This window comes from Protofrankia sp. Cas8, assembly GCF_963555845.1.
Classification (GTDB): Bacteria; Actinomycetota; Actinomycetes; order Frankiales; family Frankiaceae; genus Protofrankia.
Genome location: NZ_CAUVXI010000070.1, coordinates 705 through 18,514, shown reverse-complemented (window position 1 = coordinate 18,514; position 17,810 = coordinate 705). Strand labels below are relative to the sequence as shown.

Here is a 17,810-nt window from a genome sequence, read left to right as displayed (position 1 = left end):
ATGCGGGTGATACTCATGGAGTCGGATTTAGGACTGATGTTCCGACCGAATGGCTGCAGCGGAACATCGCTGCTGGCAAGATCGAGGTGTGGGAGGGGCTAACTGAAGATCATTTGGAGTATGTGATCCCTCAAGAACTTTTCGACGAGTTTAATGTCTTCGCTAGATTGCCATGGAGTGGTAGGTAGTGAGCATGGTGGACAGACTGGAGAAGTGGGCGGTGGTTCAGGCAATCGTCGTAGCCCATATGCCGTACGGGTTGAGGGTGCGAGTACCTTCGGGCGAGATCGGCGTCGTCGATCGCGTGTTCGTCGCCGATCTGCCGACTTTCCCGTCTGATTGGCCACGTGTAGGCCGGCAAATCACTGTTGTCTGCGCCGGATATACGACGGGCGGTCAGTTGCGGTTGAGTGCGCGACAATCGCATATTGACGTTGCTCGGCAGACTCCGAATTCGGAGAAATGATGTTCGGGAAAACTGCACGTTCTTGGAGAAGTTGTTGGAGGGTGCACATGAGGACGGTGAGAGCGGGGTCAAACGGTGGGCGGCCTCAAGGAGTCAGTGGAGACTCGTCTTATTGGGCTCTCCGTAGTTGGCCAGAGGTCGTAGTCGTCTGATTACGTGGCGGTTGCGTATGCGGTTACGGTCGGTCGCCACGGCGGGCGGGCGGCGCGGGAGGCGGTCTCTGGCCAACTGCGAAGAGCCGAATAAGGGGGCGGCGGACTGGCGACCACCGCGACACGGTGCACAGCACCCCGACAACCTGCCCACCAAGCCCCGCCCGGTACCCACCCGGCGGGGCTTCTAGCGCAACCGCGGTAGCGATCAGCGCACACGGGACAGCGAACGCCCGATCACCCAGCTGAACAGCGACCCGACGAGCTGGTCAGTGCGTTCCGCGGAACACAGGAACGCCCCCCATGCCGATCACTGTCGCGTCGAACCCTATCGCGTGAGCGGGGACGGGCCATTCAGTAGTGGTAGCGAACCTGAATAATGATCAGATCGTCCCCGCGCACATGGTACACTAGACGGTGTTCGTCCGTGAGCCGTCGCGACCAGTACCCGGATAGATTCTGCGACAGCTGCTCCGGTTTACCGATTCCGGTGGCCGGGTCGCGCGCCGACTCCTCGATCAGGCGGTTTATCCGGCGCAGCGTCGTGCGGTCGTCGGCCCAGGACGTGTAGTCGGCCCAGGCCCGCGACGTAAAAACGACCCTCACGGGCCCAGCAGTTCGTGTTCCTCCACGGCGCCTGCGTCCGCCTCGGCGATGCTGGCCGCCAGGTGTGCGGCATTGGCGGGGGAACGTAGCAGGTAAGCCGTCTCCTGCATGGACCGGAACTGGGCCTCTGACACCAGGTAGGCCGTGCCGCGCTTGGAGAGGATCTCAATCGGTTCCTGGTCGGCGTTGACCTGTTCGATCAGCGGGAACAGGCGCTTGCGTGCTTCGCTGGCGGTGACAGCCACAGCTACCTCACCTCCAAAGTGGTACACGATATCGTACCACCGCGCTGTGCGTGCGGTGAACCCTGGGGCGACCGGGGTCGGTGCTCTCGGTCATAACATGCGAATATGACGCGTCCGGTGCCGCGCGGGGTGACCCGGGCGGGTGGCCGCATGTACCCGGCGGCATGTACGGGGAGCCTTAGGTACGGGGGAGCCTTGAGCGAGCAGCGGTTGACCGACCAGGAGATCCGGGCGCTTGCGGGTGCGTTCGCGACGTCGTTGAGCGCCGTCCAGTTACTGGAACGCGCCGGACTGGACCGACTCGACCAGCCGTCCTGGGCGCCGGCGCAGACGCCGCTGGCGTTCTGGGCGGAGGCGAACAACTTTCTCGACAGCGGAGGGTTACCGAATGGTCGGCAGCGGATTCTCGCCGCCGCCGCGGAGCGCTACCCGGCGAATCCGGTGTTCGCACGGGCACGGGCCTTCGCAGACACGTCGGGCTGGTTCACCGCACCCGACGATCTTCCGATGCCCTACACCGTGCTCGCTCTGGACGCCGTGCGGTTCAGTCAGCACGGCACCCTGGTCCAGCTTGCCTGGCGCCGGGGTCTGCGCGAGGTCGTCGATGAGGCCCTTGAGCGGACCGGCATCCCCGCCGACGCCGTCCGGTTGCAGGACCGGGGCGACGGCTTTCTCGGCGTGGTCGCCGCCGGCATCCCCAAGGCGAGGATCGCCGCGGACTTCGTCCGCGAGCTGCGAATTGCGCTACGGGCCTACAACCGGACCCGTAACGACACCGGTCGGGTCCGGTTGCGGGTGGCGTTGCACCACGGCGACGTGATCATCGATGACACCGGGTTCGCCGGTCAGCCGACCGTTGTGGCGGCCCGGTTGGTGGACGCGCCACCGGTGCGTCAGGTGCTCCAGGACATACCGTCCGAGGATCTTGCGCTCATCGTCTCCGACGAGCTGTACGCCTCGACTGTTGCCGAGCGGCTTCGCGGGCTCGACCCAGGGGAGTTCCGCAAGGTCGAGGTCGAGGTTCCGAAGTTCTCCGGTACGGCCTGGGTGCAGGTGCAGGTGCAGGTGCCGGCCGCGGGTCTGAGCGCCGAGACCGAACGAGCCGGCGCGGTCACCGACGACACGCCGTCCGACGCGCCCGACTGGGACTTCCTCATCTCCGCCGCCAAGCCGGACGAGGGTTGGGCTACCTGGATCGCCTGGGAGCTGGAGGCACATAAGTACCGGGTCCACATCGAAACCTGGGACGTACTGCCCGGTAGTCATGTTGTGGGGCGGCTCAACGACGCGATCGTGCATTCCAAGCGGACGCTGGTGGTGCTGTCGGAGAACTATCTGCAGGCCGCACAGGTGCAGGCTGAATGGCAGGCCGCCTGGCAGGCCGACCCCAACGGGATGCGACGGAAACTGATTCCGGTACGGGTGGCGGAATGCGAGCCCGACGGGCTGCTGCGCGGTATCGTTCATATTGACCTTGTCGGTCTTCCGCAGGAGGCCGCGGCAACCAGACTCGTCGAGCAGATAAAAAGATCGGTCGCCGGTGGTTACCGGCCGTCCGACCCACCCCGGTTCCCCGGCCCGAAGGGGTGAGCCGGGAGAGGTGACAGGCCTTCGGGCCGGTCGCGGGAAGGCCATGGCCGGGTGGGTCTTTGTGCTGCTCGTCGATGGGCCTGCGACTCTGCCGAACGTCCCACCGGCTTCGGATACTGGATGCCATGCGTGTTCTGGTGTTCGGTGGTGGAGTGATCGGTACCCTACACGCCTGGGCGCTGTCAAGGGCCGGGCACGAGGTCAGCGTGCTGGTCCGCCCGCAGCAGGTGGACCGATGGGTCGACGGGCTCGACCTGAGCATCCTTGACGTCCGGGGCAGACGCCGCAGGGAGGTCACCGAGCGGTTCCGTCCCCGTATCGTCACCGAGCTTCGTCCGATGGACGGTGTCGAGCTGGTTGTGCTTGCCGTCCGGCACACCCAGACCCCGGACGTCCTGCCCGCGCTCGCGCGGAACCTGGGCTCGGCCACCGTGTTGTTCCTGAACCACAACTGGCGCGGCCTGGACTTCATCGACGCCTGTCTGGGTAAGGATCAGTATGTGCTGGGTGCTCCCCGGGCCGGTGGCAGCATCATCGACAACGTGTTGAACGGTGCCCTCGAAGGGGGGATCGTGCTCGGGGCGAGCACGGGTAATACGGCGATCGGTGGAACGATGACGGACCTCGCCGAGCAGAATGTGGGCCGTCTCGCCGCGCTCTTCGCGGAGGCCGGCTTTCGTCCGGAGATCCATCCCAACATGGAACACTGGTTGTGGGTGTATTTTGCCAGTACCACGGCCTGGATATGCGGCGGCGCCCGTGCTCGGGGCTTCGAGCGTTTCACGCGTAGCAACCGTGCCGTTTACGACGCACTGCACGCCGGGCGGGAGGCCATGCAGATCTGTGTCGCACGCGGGGCGGAGGTGCGTTTTGCGCAGGACGCCCGACCGTTCGTGCTGCCGCCGTCGACGGTGACGCCCGCCGTCCGGCTCATGCTCCGCGGGGAGCTGCCTCAGCGGATCTCGGTCAATCACGGGCGCTATGCGCCCGCGGAACGGTACGAGATCTATGACGACGTCATCCGGACGGGTGAACGGCTCGACATCCCCATGCCCTGTCTGCTGTCCTACCGCAACGACGTGGAACGGATGGTGGAACTGGCCCCCAGCCTGTGAGCGTATTCACGATAGAATTCACCACAGATTCTCACTCCCGGGACCGGTTGGCGATGACGGCCGCGACCGGCGGGATGATCGCAGCAATGAGCATCATTGCCAGGGCTGCGGGCACCGAGAAGAAGCGGACCACGCTGCCGGCGAGGACGAACAACGCCAGGCAGCAGGCCATCATCGCCAGGTAACGGCGACGGGTCCGCCGTTGCGTCTCGCCGGTTGCGGGTTGCGGCGTCGCGGCACCGGTGGTCCGGCCTGGCGGGCCCGGCTGGCGCGGAACGGTCGGCCAGATCGGGCCGGTGGCTGCTGCGGGGCCGGTGGCTGCTGCGGGGCCGGTAGGTGCTGCGGGGCCGGTGGGTCCGCCGGCTGATCGGGAGCGCAGCCGGCGGTCGTAGGCGCGGCGCCGCTCGGGATCGCTCAGTACCTGGTATGCGGTGTTGACCAGACGGAACGCGCTTTCGGAGCCGCCGGCGTCGGGATGGGTGCGCCGGGCGGCCTGCCGGTAGGCGGTGACGATCTGGGCGGCCGAGGCGCTCGGTTGCACACCCAGCACGTCATAGAGCGATGGTCGGACCACAAATCACCTCCTACCCACCGGCCTAAAGGGCCAAAGGGCCAAAGGCGATGCGATCGTGGTTCTGGCGCATCGCCGGCGGCCGATGTCCCCGGATCGCCGGCGGGTTCACCTGGAGACGTTCATCTGGAGACGTTCAGCTGGAGACGATGAGGACGACCGCGACGATCAGTCCGAGGGTCACCACCGTGCCCCGCAGCGCGGCCGCGGGCAGCACCCGGGCGAGGCGTGCGCCAAGGACACCACCCGCGTAGGACGTGACCAGCAGGATCGCCGCGAAGGCCCAGGAGACCTGGGCGCTCACCACGAACACGGTGACGCCGATCGCGTTGATCCCGAACGAGAGCAGCGTCTTCGCGGCATTGGTGCGCTGGATGTCGTCGGGTAGCAGGATTCCCAGCACACCGAGGAGCAGCACCCCCAGCCCGGCACCGAAGTAGGAGCCGTAGATCCCCGCCAGGAACACCCCCGCGCGGGTCGGCCAGGTGACACCGCTGTTGGTAACACCGCTGGTGGTGACACCGCTGGTGGTGGGCCTGGCAGCGGACGCGGTGGCACGCCGGCCGGCGACCAGCCGGGCCAGCCACGGCTGGGCGCCGAGCAGCCCGCAGGCCGCCACGACCAGGTAGCCGACCACCGCCCGGAAGGCGCCCGCGGGTGTGACCACCAGCACCACCGCCCCGGTCAGCCCGCCGAGCAGCGCCGGGATGGCGAGCGCGCGCAGCCGGGTGGCCTGGCCCGCCAGTTCCCGTCGGTAGCCGAGCGCACCGCCCGCGTATCCGGTCACCAGCCCGACCGAGGATGTGATGTTCGCGGTGAGTGCCGGCATCCCGGTGGTGAGCAGCGCGGGGAAGGCGATCAGGGTGCCGCCGCCGGCAACCGCGTTCACCGCCCCGGCCAGCAGGCCGGCGGCCGCCACGAGTCCGCCGTCGGCTGGTCCCACATCGCCCTCCGCGTCCGGTAGAAGTGCAGGTACAGGTCAGTACACCCGCTCCCGGGGAAAAGCGCCGTATCGACCTTGATAAGCCCTGTGCGCACAATTTCTTATAAACAGATTACTTATTCTGTTGGATATCCTGCTTGCCGGCGATATTGGTTACCGCTACATTCCGTATGATAGCGGCGGGTCCCGGAGTTTCCGGGCGGAGATGGGCGGCTCATGGACGTCGGATTCGGTATGCCGCGCGACGCTCACCGTGTGACCGGGCTTTCGTGACCAATCTGCTCGGATACGCGCCGCTCAGTCTCGGCACCGGCGCGTTGTACGCATTGGTGGCGGCGGGAGTGGTGGTCATCGCCCGCGGTGCGGGTGTGATCAACTTCGCCCACGGCGCGCTGGTGATGTGGGCGGCGTATTTCTTCAGTGCGGCCCAGGAGAACTGGGGCCTGCCGGTCGCGCCGGCGGGTGCCCTGACGGTCGTGGTCACCGCGGCGATCGGCCTCGCCTTCGCGGTCCTGGCGATGGGGCCGCTGCGGGGCTCCTCGCCGCTGACCCGCGCCATGGCGACGCTCGGCTTGCTGATCATCCTGCAGGCGCTGGCAGGTCTGTTCTTCGGGTCCCAGGTGCGGTCGTCCCCGTCGGTGCTGCCGGCCGGAGAGCTGACCATGTTCGGCCGGGCGGTCGGTGTCGACCTGTTCGTCCGGCTCGCCGCGGTGGCGGTCGTCGTCGCCGTTGTGTGGGCGTTCTTTCGCTTCACCACCTTCGGCCTGGCCGCGACGGCTGTGATCGACAACCCGCGGGCGGCGGCCGCCGCCGGATGGTCACCGGGCGCGGTCGCGGGCGCGGCGTGGTGTGTGGGCTCGGCCCTCGCCGGTCTCGCCGGAGTGCTGCTGGCGCCGCTGGGCAATCCGCTGTCGTCGACAAGCCTGATCATGCTCGTGGTGCCCGCGCTCGCTGTCGCGCTCATGGCGCGGTTCCATTCGCTGCCGGGGGTGTTGGCCGGGGGTCTCGCGCTCGGACTCGTCGAGCTCCTCACACAGGTCGGCTTGGTCACCGCGCATCCCGCGTGGACCGGAGCCGATCGCGCCATCCCACTCATCGTGATTGTCTTCTATCTGGTGGTGCGCGGCCACGGCATTCCCGACCGCGGACACATAGTGGCCCGACACCCGGAGCTCGGCGGTGGCCGGATCCATCCGCTGGCCCTGGGCATGCTGCTGGCGGTTGCCCTGGCGCTCATCTGGTTCGTGCTACCGAGCGACTGGGTGACTGCCGTCGGCGCCAATGCGCTCTGGGCACTGCTCATGGTGTCGCTGGTGGTCCTGGTCGGGTTCGCCGGCCAGATCTGCCTGGGCCAGCTCGTTCCGGCCGGCGTTGCCGCGCTCATCACCGGCCGCATTGTCGCGATCTGGCATTGGCCGCTGCCCGCGGCGCTGGTCGTGGGTGTCAGCGGCGCTGTCGCGGTGGGGCTGCTGTTCGCACTGCCCGCCCTGCGCACCCGGGGTCTGCAGCTTGCGATCGTCACACTGGGTATGGGTGCTGCCGCCGACGCGATCCTGTTCCAGCGGGGTTATCACTCGCCACCGCCGGCGGGTACGGCCGCGACCATCTTCGGCGGGCTGGGTTCACCCGAGGGCACTGTGGTGGGTACGCAGTCGGTCTTCGGTGTCGAACTTGACAAGATTGACAATCCGGACGGCTTCGCCACGCTCGTGCTGGTCGTGTTCACGCTGGTGGCGCTCGCCGTGGCCAACCTGCGCCGGGGCCGCGCCGGGCGACGGCTGATCGCGATCAGGGCCAACGAACGTGCCGCCGCCGCGCTCGGTATCAGCGTCGTCGGCGCGAAGCTGTACGCGTTCGCGCTGTCAGCCGCGATCGCGGGGCTCGGCGGGGTGCTCTACGTCTTCTACCAGTACGGTGAGGTCGGGAACATCAACTACGGCGCGGGGACGTTCGCGCCGTTCGGTTCGATCATGCTGCTCGCCTTCGCCGTGGTCGGCGGGATCGGCTGGGTGAGCGGATCGGTCGCGGGCGCGACGCTGGTGGTCGGCACCCTCGGTACGCGCATCGCGATGGCGGTCGGCGAATGTCTCGGCGGGCCGGGCTGGCTGGTCCATCTCGACCGGTACCTGCCGCTTGCCAGCGGCATCGCGCTGATTATGATCATGAATGGTTCCGGTGGGGGGATGGCGGCGGACAACGTCCGCACCATCCGCCGCGCGCTCGACCGGCTTGGATCGGGCTGGCCGGACCGGCCGGTGCGCGCCGCCGCCCGGCGCCACCGTCGTCTCGCCCGTCTGCTGGCAGCCGGCCGTGGTGCCGGCGGGCAACCCATGCCGGTGGAACCCGTGCCGGTGCGGCCCGCACGCCTCGCGGTTGCCGGCCTGACGGTCACATTCGGCGCGCTGACCGCGGTACGCGACATCGACCTCGCGGTGGGGCCGGGCGAGGTGGTCGGGCTGATCGGGCCGAACGGGGCCGGGAAGACGAGCCTCATCGACGCCATCAGCGGCCACACTTGTGCGGCAGCCGGGGTGGTGACCCTCGGTGGGACACCGTTGGACCGGCTCGGGGCATCCCGGCGTGCACGCGCCGGGATCGGCCGCTCCTTCCAGCACCTCGAGCTGTTCGATGATCTCACCGTGCTGGAGAACATCCAGGCGGGCAGCGACCCACGGGACTCCAGGGCCTACCTCACCAACCTGCTGGCGGCGCGGGAGCGACCGTTGCCGCCCATAGCCGTGTTCGCGATCGGCGTCTTCAGGCTGCGTGACGATCTGTTCCGCACCGTCTCGGAGCTGCCCTACGGTCGCCGGCGGCTGGTCTCGATCGCCCGCGCCGTGGCCGCGGCGCCGTCCGTGCTGCTGCTCGACGAACCGTGTGCCGGGCTTGACCAGACCGAGTCCGCGCAGCTGGCCCGGTTGCTGCGTCGCCTCGCCGACGACTGGGGACTCGCCATCGTCATCAATGACCACGACATGAGCGTCATCCGGGGTGTCTGCGACCGGGTGGCCGTCGTCGACGTCGGCAGGAAGATCGCCGAGGGTTGGCCGGCCGAGGTGTGCCGCGATCCCCGGGTGCAGGCGGCCTATCTGGGCCGACCGGTCGGTGAATTCGAACGGAAGGGGCTCGCGGGTGCGTAGGGCGCGACTTCGGATGATCGCGGCTGGTCTGGGTGGCGCGCTGGCTCTGGCCGGCATGTCGGCGTGCGCGCACGGTGGCGACGGCGCCGGTTCACCACGACCGGCGGGCAGCTCTGGCGCACCGGTCACGTTGATGATCATCGCGCCGACGGGGACCACCGGCGGGAACTACCCGGAGATGGTGGCGGCTGCCAGGGCCGCAGTCCGGGGCGTCAACGCCCGGGGAGGGATCAAGGGGCATCCGGTCGAACTGGTCCACTGCAACGAGAACAACGACGGGTCCGCAGCGGCGGCCTGCGCGAAACAGGCGGCCGACACCGGCGTCCTCGCGGTCGTGTCGGAGACCAGCGGCACGGGCGGCATCATGGCGACCCTCGCGAAGGCCGGGATCGCCTCGGTCGGTTCGGCCGGAGTGTCCGCGGACGGCTCCGAGCTGCACTCCCCGATCAGTTTTGTGCTCAGCCCACTGGTCATGTTCCCCGCGGTCTGCCCGTCGCTGCTGAAGAAGATCGGTGCCAGGCATCTCGGTATGGTCGGTTACGATCTTTCCGCCAGCGATCGTCTTCTCACCCTCGGCCAGGTCGGTGCCAGGGCCGTCCAGCTTCCGGCCAGTCCGGTGGTACGGGTGCCCATCACCACGAGCGACTTCACGCCGACCGTGACCCAGCTGACCGCGGCGGGCGCCGACGGCGCGGTCATGGTGGTCACCGAACAGGCCGCTGTCGCGGTGATGCGCGACGGCGGCGAACGGCTCTCCTACTGCCACGCGACCGGCGCGATCTCGGACGTCAGCCTGGAGCAGCTGGGGCCGGTCGCGGGCCGGCTGGTCGAGGCCACCGCCTACCCCGAGCTCGACGAGGCCGACCAGTTCAGCGAACTGCGGCGGATGCGCGCGGAGCTCGACGCCGAGTACAGTACCGGCGACAGGGACGCGTCTGCCGCACTGTGGAAGTCGAGCACGTCGCTGAACGGATGGCTGTCGGTGCAGGTCGTGGAGAAGATCGGTAACCAGGTGCCGGGCGCGCTCACCTCGGCGGCGCTGCTGGCCCAGCTGGGTCGGACCACCAGCCTTGACCTGCAGCTCGTCCCGAGGCTGGATTTCACCAGAACCAATCCCATTCCAGGGGTCGAACGGGTGTTCAATACAACTCTGCGCGGGGCCCGGTGGGACAGCGGTGAACGCCGACATGTCTCGCTCGGCAACGAGACCTACCAGGCCCTCGACATCCTGGCGGCTGGCTCCCGCCCGTTGCGGTGAGGTTTCTCACCGGCCTGCCGCGAGTCGCGGGTGGCACTGCGTGAGCCGGTGGCGTTCGATCGCATCATGGTGAGAACGGGGCATCGGGAGCGACACCGTGGCGAGCGGTCGGGTTGGCTGCGAGCCGCGGTGCTGGGTGCCGACGACGGCCTGGTGTCGACCGCGAGCCTGATGCTTGGTGTCGCCGCGTCGTCGGCGTCGCGGGCCGCCGTGCTGACCGCGGGCCTGGCCGGGCTCGTAGCCGGGGCGACGTCGATGGCCGCCGGCGAATTCGTCTCGGTCAGTTCTCAGCGTGACGTCGAGCTGCGGGACCTCTCGGTGGAGGCGGCGGAGCTCGCGGCCGATCCCGCCGCCGAACTGGAAGAGCTGACCGGCATCTACGTGCGGCGCGGGCTGAACCCGCGACTTGCCCGGGAGGTCGCGGTGGAGTTCAGCCAGGCCGATCCGCTGGCCGCGCACGCCCGCGACGAACTCGGCCAGCTACCGGCGAACGCTGCGCGTCCGGTACAGGCCGCTGGGGCCTCCGCGCTGAGTTTCGCCGCCGGTGCGCTGCTCCCGTTGCTGGCCACGGTCGTTGCCGGCAGTACCGCCAGGATCGTGCTGCTGATCGGCGTGACGTTGGTGGGGCTGGCCCTGCTCGGCACGGTCGGCGCCGCGCTCGGCGGCGCGAACCGGCGACGGGCGGCCGCCCGTGTCGTCATCGGCGGGTGCATCGCCATGGCTGTGACGGCCGCTGTCGGCGCCGTGGCCGGGACCGCCATCCACTGATCCTGTCGATTGATCCCGTCGATCATCCGTAAAGCTAACATCCATGTTACTAACATTGATGTCAGTAACATGGATGTCACTAACATGGATGTTAGCCTGGACCTCATGGGGCAGACACCGTTCGTGGGCCGCGCTGAGGAGATGGCAAGGCTCACCCGCCACCTGAGCGCTGTGATGGGAGGCGACGCACGGTTGTTGAGCGTGCGCGGGCGGCGCCAGGCTGGCAAGTCGCGTCTGGTCAGCGAGTTCGTGCAACGCAGCGGCCTGCCACGTCTGTTCGTTACCGGCGCGCGGCAGGCGACCATGCAGCGGGACCTGGATGGGTTTGTCGAGGATGCGCGGCTGGAGTGCACCTTGCCAGGTGCTGACCTGCTCATGGGCGGGACGTATCGCAACTGGGAGCAGGCTCTGCGCGCGGTGCACGCGGCACTGCCGACCGATGCTCCGTCGATCGTGGTCCTGGACGAGCTGCCGTGGCTGCTCGAACGCGATCCCGGCCTGGACGGCACGTTGCAGAAACTGTGGGACCGGCTGTTCGAGAGCCGGCCGGTTCTCATGATTCTCATCGGTAGCGACCTCGCCGTCATGGAGATGCTCACCGGGCACGACCGTCCCCTTTTCGGGCGGGCCAAGGAGATGGTTGTCACGCCCTTTCTGCTCGGCGACACGGCTCGCATGTTGGGCATTCCTTCGGACCGGGCGGCGGAGGCTTTCGACGCCCAACTGGTCACCGGTGGTTATCCCCGTCTGCTCCTCGAGTGGCGACGCCACCATGGTCTTGACGCCTTTCTCGACGACCAGTTCGCCGACGACAACACCGAGCTGGTCGTCATCGGGCAGCGGGTGCTCGACGCCGAGTTTCCTCGTGATCTGCAGGCGAGCGATGTCCTGCGGACGATCGGCGCCGGCGAACGGGCACATTCGGCGATCGCGGGGCGCGCAGGGCTTGCGGCGACCCCGCTGAGCCGTACGCTTCGACTACTTGCCGACAAGCGGGTCATCGCGGTCGACCAGCCCGTTTCGGTGAAATCATCCAATGTTCCCCGCTATCGGATCGCGGACCCGTACCTGCGGTTCTGGTTGCGTTTCGTCGAGCCCGGTATCAACGACATTCAGCGCGGCCGGTCGGATCTCGCCCGGGCCAGGGTCAGCGCATCGTGGGCGCACTACCGTGGACGGGCGGTCGAGCCGCTGGTGCGGGAGGCGCTGACCCGTCTGGCCGCATCCGATCCCGTTCTTGGTGGCGCGGAAACGGTCGGCGGTTGGTGGCCTCGCGGCAATATCCCTGAGGTCGATCTGGTCGGCGTCCGTTCCAGCGCACCGCCGACGGCGGTCACGTTCATCGGGTCGATCAAGTGGCGGGACAGTGCGCCTTTCAGCCACGCCGACCTCGACGAGCTGCTGACGTCCCGTACCGCGGTGCCCGGCGCCACCGCGGCCACGCCGGTCGCGGTGGGCCGCACGACGTGTACCGCGACCGGCGTGGCCTTCTATGATCCGCAGCGGCTTATGTCTGCCTGGTAACCGTGCTTCCGACGGCACGGCCAACGTTTTCAGCCGCCCGCAGGACGATTTGCACCGCTCGGCCGCTGTTGTCGACGACCCCCTGCGCCGTCTTGACCACGTCCTGGGGAATCCTCCGGAAAAAGCTTGGCATGGGCCAGGGCGTCGGGTCGCCTGCCGGTAGTATCAGCTGGTCGTCGCCGAACTCGCTGATGAGCGTGCCGGGTGGGGCCAGCCTTTCGACGTAGTGCTGCGGAAAGTGATCGGAAAGCAAGGAGCCGACGGGTACCCGGCGCAGGATCGGATTCTGTTCGGCCACAAATGCGAGGGCCGCCTGGCCGAGACCCAGGATGTCCCTCATCTGCCGCGCCGGATCGGCGCTGGTCTCCTTCCAATCTTTGCCGTCGTGGTGCCATTCCCGGCCGAAGTGCGCGAAGCCACCGGTCTGACGCGGCGGTAGATGGGGCACCGGGTCCCGGCGGTAGATGTAGCGGAGGACCGGGGCGCTGTTCTCGATTTTCTCGTACGCGTCGGCGAGCGCCTGCGGGCCGATCATCGGCTGGCCGAAGGTGTAAACAGCCCGCAGGTTGTTACCGATACTGTCCTTGTACTGGGGGTCGGTCATCAGCATGATCCCCATGATGGCGGCCATCGCGCCACCCAGGCTGTGCCCGGTGATGTAAAGGGCGGGAGTAATGTGCCGACTCCCGTTCAGATCGCCCTCGCCGGGCCCGCTCTCGGCCGCCAGGATGGACTGCCCGGCCATCGCACGTTTCAGGGCGCGCAGCACCTCGTAGCGCGTCGCCCGGACGTTCCGGTAAAAACCCGCATGCAGATCGACGGCACCGCTGTCACCCGTCCGTGGGTTCGACACACGAAACTTCGCCGCATCACGTGAGTAGATCTCGACATCGGTCAGCCAGTTCATGATATTCGACGGTTCCGTGCCCCGGTAGGCCAGGATGACGACCTTTTTGTCGCTGCTCTGCACGATGGCGGCGGTGGACGAGATGAGCATCGCGTCGACAGACTCCGAGACAATGCGGCAGTTGTTCTCCTCGAGCCCCATACGGGCCATCATGGTGGCGAGCGTGTCGGTGCTCTCCGTCCCGGGCGGGTCGACCTTCGCGTACGCATATGCCGCGCAGGTCGCCAGCACATGGCGCACCACGTCATCGGGATGGTCCTTTGCATCCGCGAGGTAGCTGCTCAGCCCCTCGTAGACGGGAAACCCGGGGAATTTCCCGAGATTCCCCGGGGCGTCCGGATTCTTGAAAGGTCGTAGGGTCTCATAGCTCGGGGCCTTGGTATCACGGACCAGCATCGAGTCGCCTCCCGGTCGTCGCCGCGCGGTGCTGGCTCCCATTCAACGCCTTTGGTCCCCACCGCGCAGCACGAGTTTTCGGTGCTGGTTTCTCGATGCGCCTATGGTTGGATTCAGAACAGTCTCGGCTTTTCCGTCAGGGCCAGTCGATGCCGTCTATCAGCGCCGTCGCCGTGATGCCCAGCAGGTCGCTGTGCCCGGTTTCGTCGTATTTGCCGTCCACGAGTTGCCAGATCCGTACCGTCCGGCGTGCCGGATCGGCGACGATCAGTTCATCCACCTCGTGCGCGGCATAAAAATCAATCTTCGCGTAGGTCTCGTCGTCCGGTGACACGACCTCGATGACCACGGCGGCGGTGGGCAGATACACGCCGCTGGGGCGTCCGCGGTGCAACCCACCGTCGGGTACCCGGTAGTCGTCGCGGCGGCCGAGGTTGAACGGGCCGGTGCCCACGAGCCCGGCGGCCCGCGCACGCGGTAGCAACAGCGCGCTGAGCTCATAGTCAACACGGCCGTGTTCTGCTGATGGACCCGGCGCCAGATGATATTCCCCGTTCCAGATCTCGTCGAAGGTGTCCTGCCCGAGCGATTCGCGTCGGGCAATGAACTCCTCGAGAACCCGGGGACGCTCGCCGAGAACTACGGTGCGCATGCCGAACCGCCTCCCTGTGACCTCGTGGTCACACCAGATTATAGATCGATACCTGGCTATTCGGGTCCGACTGTGGTCCGGCGGCGGTAGGCCGGGTCGGTCAGGGACGGTGGTTCGTAGCCCCCGTCCGCGGTGTTGATGGTCGTGCCCGGTGGAACGATTGTGTCGATCCGGTCGAGCAGGTCTGGTGAGAGCGTCACCTTGGCCGCGCCGAGCTGGGACTCGAGCTGCTCCATGGTCCGCGGGCCGATGATCGCCGAGGTGACGGCGGGATGCTCAAGGACGAACGCGATGGCCAGGTGGACGAGGGAGAGCCCGGCCTCCTCGGCCAGCAGAGCCAGCTGCTCGACCGCTTCGAGCTTGGTGGCGTTCGCCGGGAGGGTCAGGTCGAAGCGTCCGGGCGTGCGCTGGCTGCGGCCGGAGACGGGCAGCTCGACTCCCTTGCGGTACCGCCCGGTCAACCACCCGCCGGCCAGCGGGCTCCACGGGATCACGGCCAGTCCGTAGCGCTGCGCAACCGGCAGGACTTCCCGCTCGATGCCGCGGGCGAGGAGGGAATACGGCGGCTGCTCGGAGACGACGCGTTCACGGCCACGACGCTGCGCGATCCACTGGCCTTCCACGATGGCCGACGGTTCAAAGGTCGACGTCCCGATATAGCGGATTTTGCCCTGGTGGACGAGGTCGCTCAGCGCCCCGAGGGTGTCGTCGAAGTCGGTGCCGGGCTCGGGCCGGTGTACCTGGTAGAGGTCGATCCAGTCGGTCTGCAGACGCCGCAGGCTGTTCTCGACCTCACGGATGATCCACCGGCGGGAGTTGCCGCGGTGGTTGAGGTTGTCGTCCATGGGCGCGTGGAACTTCGTCGCGAGCACCACCTCGTCCCGCAGGCCCCCGGCGAGCGCCTTGCCGACGATCTCCTCGGACTCGCCCCGCGAGTACATGTCCGCGGTATCGATGATGTTGATGCCGGCATCCAGGGCACGGTGAATGATTCGGATGCTGTCGTCATGGTCGGGATTTCCCCAGGCGCCGAACATCATCGCCCCGAGCGTCAGCGGACTGACCCTGACTCCGGTCCGTCCGAAAGCGCGAAGTGTCACTGCCTCTGGTCTCCTTTGATCGCTGTGATCGGTTCGGTCGCTGTGATCGGTTCGGTCAGAGCGTGAGCTGGTCCATCGCCCGGAAGATCCGTTCCATCGAGACCGGGTACGGCGTCCGCAGGGTCTGGGCGAAGTAGCTGACCCGCAGCTCTTCTATCATCCAGCGGATTCGCGTCAGCTCCTCGCCCGGTGAGCTACCCGGCGCGAGCCTGGCGACCAGTTCGTCGTACTCCCGCGTCACCTGCTCGACCTGCCGGGTGCGTTCCCGGTCGCGGTTGGGGTCGCCCGGCAGTTTCTCCAGGCGCAGCGCGATCGCGGCGAGGTAGCGGGCGACGTCGGGTAGTCGCGTCCAGCCGGTGCCGCTGACAAAACCCCGGTACACCAGGCCTGAGAGCTGGGAGCGCACGTCGCGCAGCGCCGGCACCAACGCGAGGCTCGTCGTCGCCTTGAGCTGCCGTTCAATGGTGTGCGCGGTTGCCAGGACACGCTCCACCTTTGTCACCACGTTGATCGCGGTCGCGGTCAGGTCGGCCTGGACGATTTCCGCCAGCTTGGTGAATCCGTCGGAGTCCCAGGCCGGACCGCCGCATTCCGTGATCAGTTTGTCCGCGGCGCAGGCGATGCAGTCATCGAGCAGTTCGGTGACGGTGCGATATGGATGATGGCTGAGCGTCAGTTTAGCCTGATTTGTCAGCTGTGCGTTGATGGCGCGAATCGGTGACGGCGCGTTGAGCAACAACAGGCGTCGGGTGCCCGCCCACATGGCCTGGCGGGCCTCGGCCTCGGTCGCGAACACCGCGATGGCCACGCTGTCGGTCTCGTCGACCAGCGCGGGATACGCCCGCACCGGCTGGCCGGCGCGGCGTTGTTCGACCAGCTGGGGGATCGGGCCGAAGTCCCAGGTCCGCAGGCCCCGGCGCTCGACGCCGTCCGCCGCGGCGTTGACCGCAGCCCGCAGCGTCGGCGCCAGTGCCCGGGTGAGCGCGGCGAGGTCCTTGCCCTCGGCGAGGGTGCGCTGAGCCTCGTCCACCACTCGAAATGTGATTTTCAGATGGTCGGGTACGCGGTCGAGTTGCCAGGCGTGCCGGGGCACATCCACGCCGCTGAGGTGACCGAGTTCGCGTTCCACAACGGCGAGCAGCGGCCCGTCGGCCGGTGTCACCGACGCCAGTACCCGTCTGGCGTAGTCCGGCGCCGGGACGAAGGTGCGTCGTATCTGTTTGGGCAGCGATCGCAGCAGCGCTGTCACCAGTTCCTCGCGCAGGCCCGGCACCTGCCAGTCGAAGCCGTCGGCGCCCACCTGGTTGAGCACGGGCAGCGGGATGCGCACGGTCACGCCGTCCGCCTCCGTGCCAGGTTCGAACTGGTAGGACAGCGCCAGGCTGAGGTCGTCATACTGCCAGGTATCGGGGTAGTCGCGCTCGTCGACCCCGGCCGCGTCAGCCTTGATCAGCATGGCCGTGGAGAAGGCGAGCAGGTCGGGTTCGGCCTGCCGGGCCTTCTTCCACCAGCTGTCGAAGTGGCGGCCGGAGACCACCTCGGCGGGGATCCGCTGGTCGTAGAAGTCGAACAGCGCCTCGTCGTCGACCAGGATGTCGCGGCGCCGCGCCCGGTGTTCCAGCTCCTCGACGTCGTCGAGCAGTTCCCGGTTGGCGTGGAAGAACCCGTGGTGGGTCTGCCAGTCGCCCTCGACCAGGGCATGGCGGATGAACAGGTCCCGGCACAGCGCCGGGTCGACCGCGCTGTAGGTCACCGGGCGGGACGCGACCAGGGGCACCCCGTAGAGCGTCACCTTCTCGAACGCCATCACCGCGCCCCGGCTCTTCTCCCAGTGCGGTTCGCTGTAGGTGCGGGTGACCAGGTGGGGCGCGAGCGCCTCGGCCCACTCCGGCTCGATGCGTGCCAGCGTGCGTCCCCACAGCCGGGACGTCTCGACGAGCTCGGCGGCCATCACCCAGCGCGGTGGCTTCTTGAACAACGCCGAACCGGGGAAGACAGCGAACCGGGCGCCACGCGCACCCTGATAGTCCGGCTTCTCGGGGTCGGCGAGACCGATGTGTGACAGCAGGCCGGCCAGCAGTGAGAGGTGGATCTGCCGGGGGTCGGCCGGTGCGGTGCTCACCGACATTCCGAGGCTTTTTGTGACCTGGCGTAGCTGAGCGTATATATCCTGCCATTCACGGACCCGCAGGTAGTTCAGGAACTCGGCCCGGCACAGCCGGCGGAAATGGTTTCCGGACAGTTCCTCCTGCTGTTCCCGCAGGTACTCCCACAGGTTGAGATAGGCGATGAAGTCCGACTGTTTGTCGGTGAAGCGGGCGTGTTTCTCCGCCGCCGCCTGCTGGGCGTCGACGGGACGTTCACGCGGATCCTGGAT

The 17,810-nt window shown here is 67.7% G+C and carries 16 protein-coding genes; 8 read left to right on the top strand and 8 right to left on the bottom strand.

Features of this window, described 5'->3' with window-relative positions:
• The coding region (locus U9977_RS12525; protein WP_322749413.1) for a hypothetical protein at window positions 1-188 on the top strand (188 nt) is incomplete at its 5' end.
• Window positions 188-466, top strand: coding sequence for a hypothetical protein (locus U9977_RS12520; protein ID WP_322749412.1), 279 nt, complete (start codon window positions 188-190; stop codon window positions 464-466). The genes U9977_RS12525 and U9977_RS12520, both read left to right, overlap by 1 nt.
• Before the next feature lie 506 nt (window positions 467-972).
• On the opposite strand, the gene U9977_RS12515 is transcribed toward U9977_RS12520, so the two are convergent.
• Both U9977_RS12515 and U9977_RS12510 read right to left on the bottom strand, forming a co-directional pair.
• Complete coding sequence (locus U9977_RS12515; protein WP_322749411.1) at window positions 973-1,224, bottom strand: Txe/YoeB family addiction module toxin; 252 nt, start codon at window positions 1,222-1,224, stop codon at window positions 973-975.
• The gene (locus U9977_RS12510; protein ID WP_322749410.1) at window positions 1,221-1,469 is read right to left on the bottom strand and encodes a type II toxin-antitoxin system Phd/YefM family antitoxin; all 249 of its coding nucleotides are present in this window, start codon (window positions 1,467-1,469) and stop codon (window positions 1,221-1,223) included. The genes U9977_RS12515 and U9977_RS12510 overlap by 4 nt, the downstream gene beginning before the upstream one ends.
• A gap of 195 nt (window positions 1,470-1,664) precedes the next feature.
• Here U9977_RS12510 and U9977_RS12505 point away from each other — a divergent pair, with 195 nt between their 5' ends.
• On the top strand, window positions 1,665-3,059 hold the full coding sequence (locus tag U9977_RS12505) for a TIR domain-containing protein (protein ID WP_322749409.1): 1,395 nt from the start codon (window positions 1,665-1,667) through the stop codon (window positions 3,057-3,059).
• A 125-nt stretch (window positions 3,060-3,184) separates the two neighbouring features.
• Window positions 3,185-4,174: a ketopantoate reductase family protein gene (locus U9977_RS12500; RefSeq protein ID WP_322749408.1), complete on the top strand. Its 990-nt coding sequence runs from the start codon at window positions 3,185-3,187 to the stop codon at window positions 4,172-4,174.
• 31 nt (window positions 4,175-4,205) lie between these two features.
• On the opposite strand, the gene U9977_RS12495 is transcribed toward U9977_RS12500, so the two are convergent.
• Window positions 4,206-4,748, bottom strand: a complete 543-nt coding sequence (locus tag U9977_RS12495) for a DnaJ domain-containing protein (protein ID WP_322749407.1) — start codon at window positions 4,746-4,748, stop codon at window positions 4,206-4,208.
• Between the two features lie 133 nt (window positions 4,749-4,881).
• Window positions 4,882-5,688: a sulfite exporter TauE/SafE family protein gene (locus U9977_RS12490; RefSeq protein WP_322749406.1), complete on the bottom strand. Its 807-nt coding sequence runs from the start codon at window positions 5,686-5,688 to the stop codon at window positions 4,882-4,884.
• Between the two features lie 269 nt (window positions 5,689-5,957).
• Between U9977_RS12490 and U9977_RS12485 the strand changes: the two genes are divergently transcribed.
• The 4 genes from U9977_RS12485 to U9977_RS12470 all read left to right on the top strand — a co-directional run bounded on the left by U9977_RS12485 (window position 5,958) and on the right by U9977_RS12470 (window position 12,378).
• On the top strand, window positions 5,958-8,828 hold the full coding sequence (locus U9977_RS12485) for an ABC transporter permease subunit (protein WP_322749405.1): 2,871 nt from the start codon (window positions 5,958-5,960) through the stop codon (window positions 8,826-8,828).
• Complete coding sequence (locus U9977_RS12480; RefSeq protein WP_322749404.1) at window positions 8,821-10,086, top strand: ABC transporter substrate-binding protein; 1,266 nt, start codon at window positions 8,821-8,823, stop codon at window positions 10,084-10,086. The genes U9977_RS12485 and U9977_RS12480 overlap by 8 nt, the downstream gene beginning before the upstream one ends.
• A 66-nt stretch (window positions 10,087-10,152) precedes the next feature.
• Window positions 10,153-10,854, top strand: a complete 702-nt coding sequence (locus U9977_RS12475) for a VIT1/CCC1 transporter family protein (protein WP_416210160.1) — start codon at window positions 10,153-10,155, stop codon at window positions 10,852-10,854.
• A gap of 84 nt (window positions 10,855-10,938) precedes the next feature.
• Window positions 10,939-12,378 carry an ATP-binding protein gene (locus U9977_RS12470; RefSeq protein ID WP_322749402.1) on the top strand — a complete coding sequence of 480 codons (1,440 nt, stop codon included), beginning with the start codon at window positions 10,939-10,941 and terminating at the stop codon, window positions 12,376-12,378.
• On the opposite strand, the gene U9977_RS12465 is transcribed toward U9977_RS12470, so the two are convergent.
• From U9977_RS12465 to hrpA, 4 genes are all read right to left on the bottom strand, one after another.
• A complete protein-coding gene (locus U9977_RS12465; protein ID WP_322749401.1) occupies window positions 12,362-13,426 on the bottom strand; it encodes a lipase family protein in 1,065 nt (354 codons plus the stop codon). The genes U9977_RS12470 and U9977_RS12465 overlap by 17 nt on opposite strands.
• Before the next feature lie 391 nt (window positions 13,427-13,817).
• Window positions 13,818-14,333 carry a Uma2 family endonuclease gene (locus U9977_RS12460; protein WP_322749400.1) on the bottom strand — a complete coding sequence of 172 codons (516 nt, stop codon included), beginning with the start codon at window positions 14,331-14,333 and terminating at the stop codon, window positions 13,818-13,820.
• A 56-nt stretch (window positions 14,334-14,389) separates the two neighbouring features.
• Window positions 14,390-15,433 carry an aldo/keto reductase gene (locus U9977_RS12455; RefSeq protein ID WP_322749399.1) on the bottom strand — a complete coding sequence of 348 codons (1,044 nt, stop codon included), beginning with the start codon at window positions 15,431-15,433 and terminating at the stop codon, window positions 14,390-14,392.
• Between the two features lie 55 nt (window positions 15,434-15,488).
• Window positions 15,489-17,810, bottom strand: a 2,322-nt coding sequence (gene hrpA, locus U9977_RS12450) for an ATP-dependent RNA helicase HrpA (RefSeq protein ID WP_322749398.1), incomplete at its 5' end; no start/stop codon positions are given.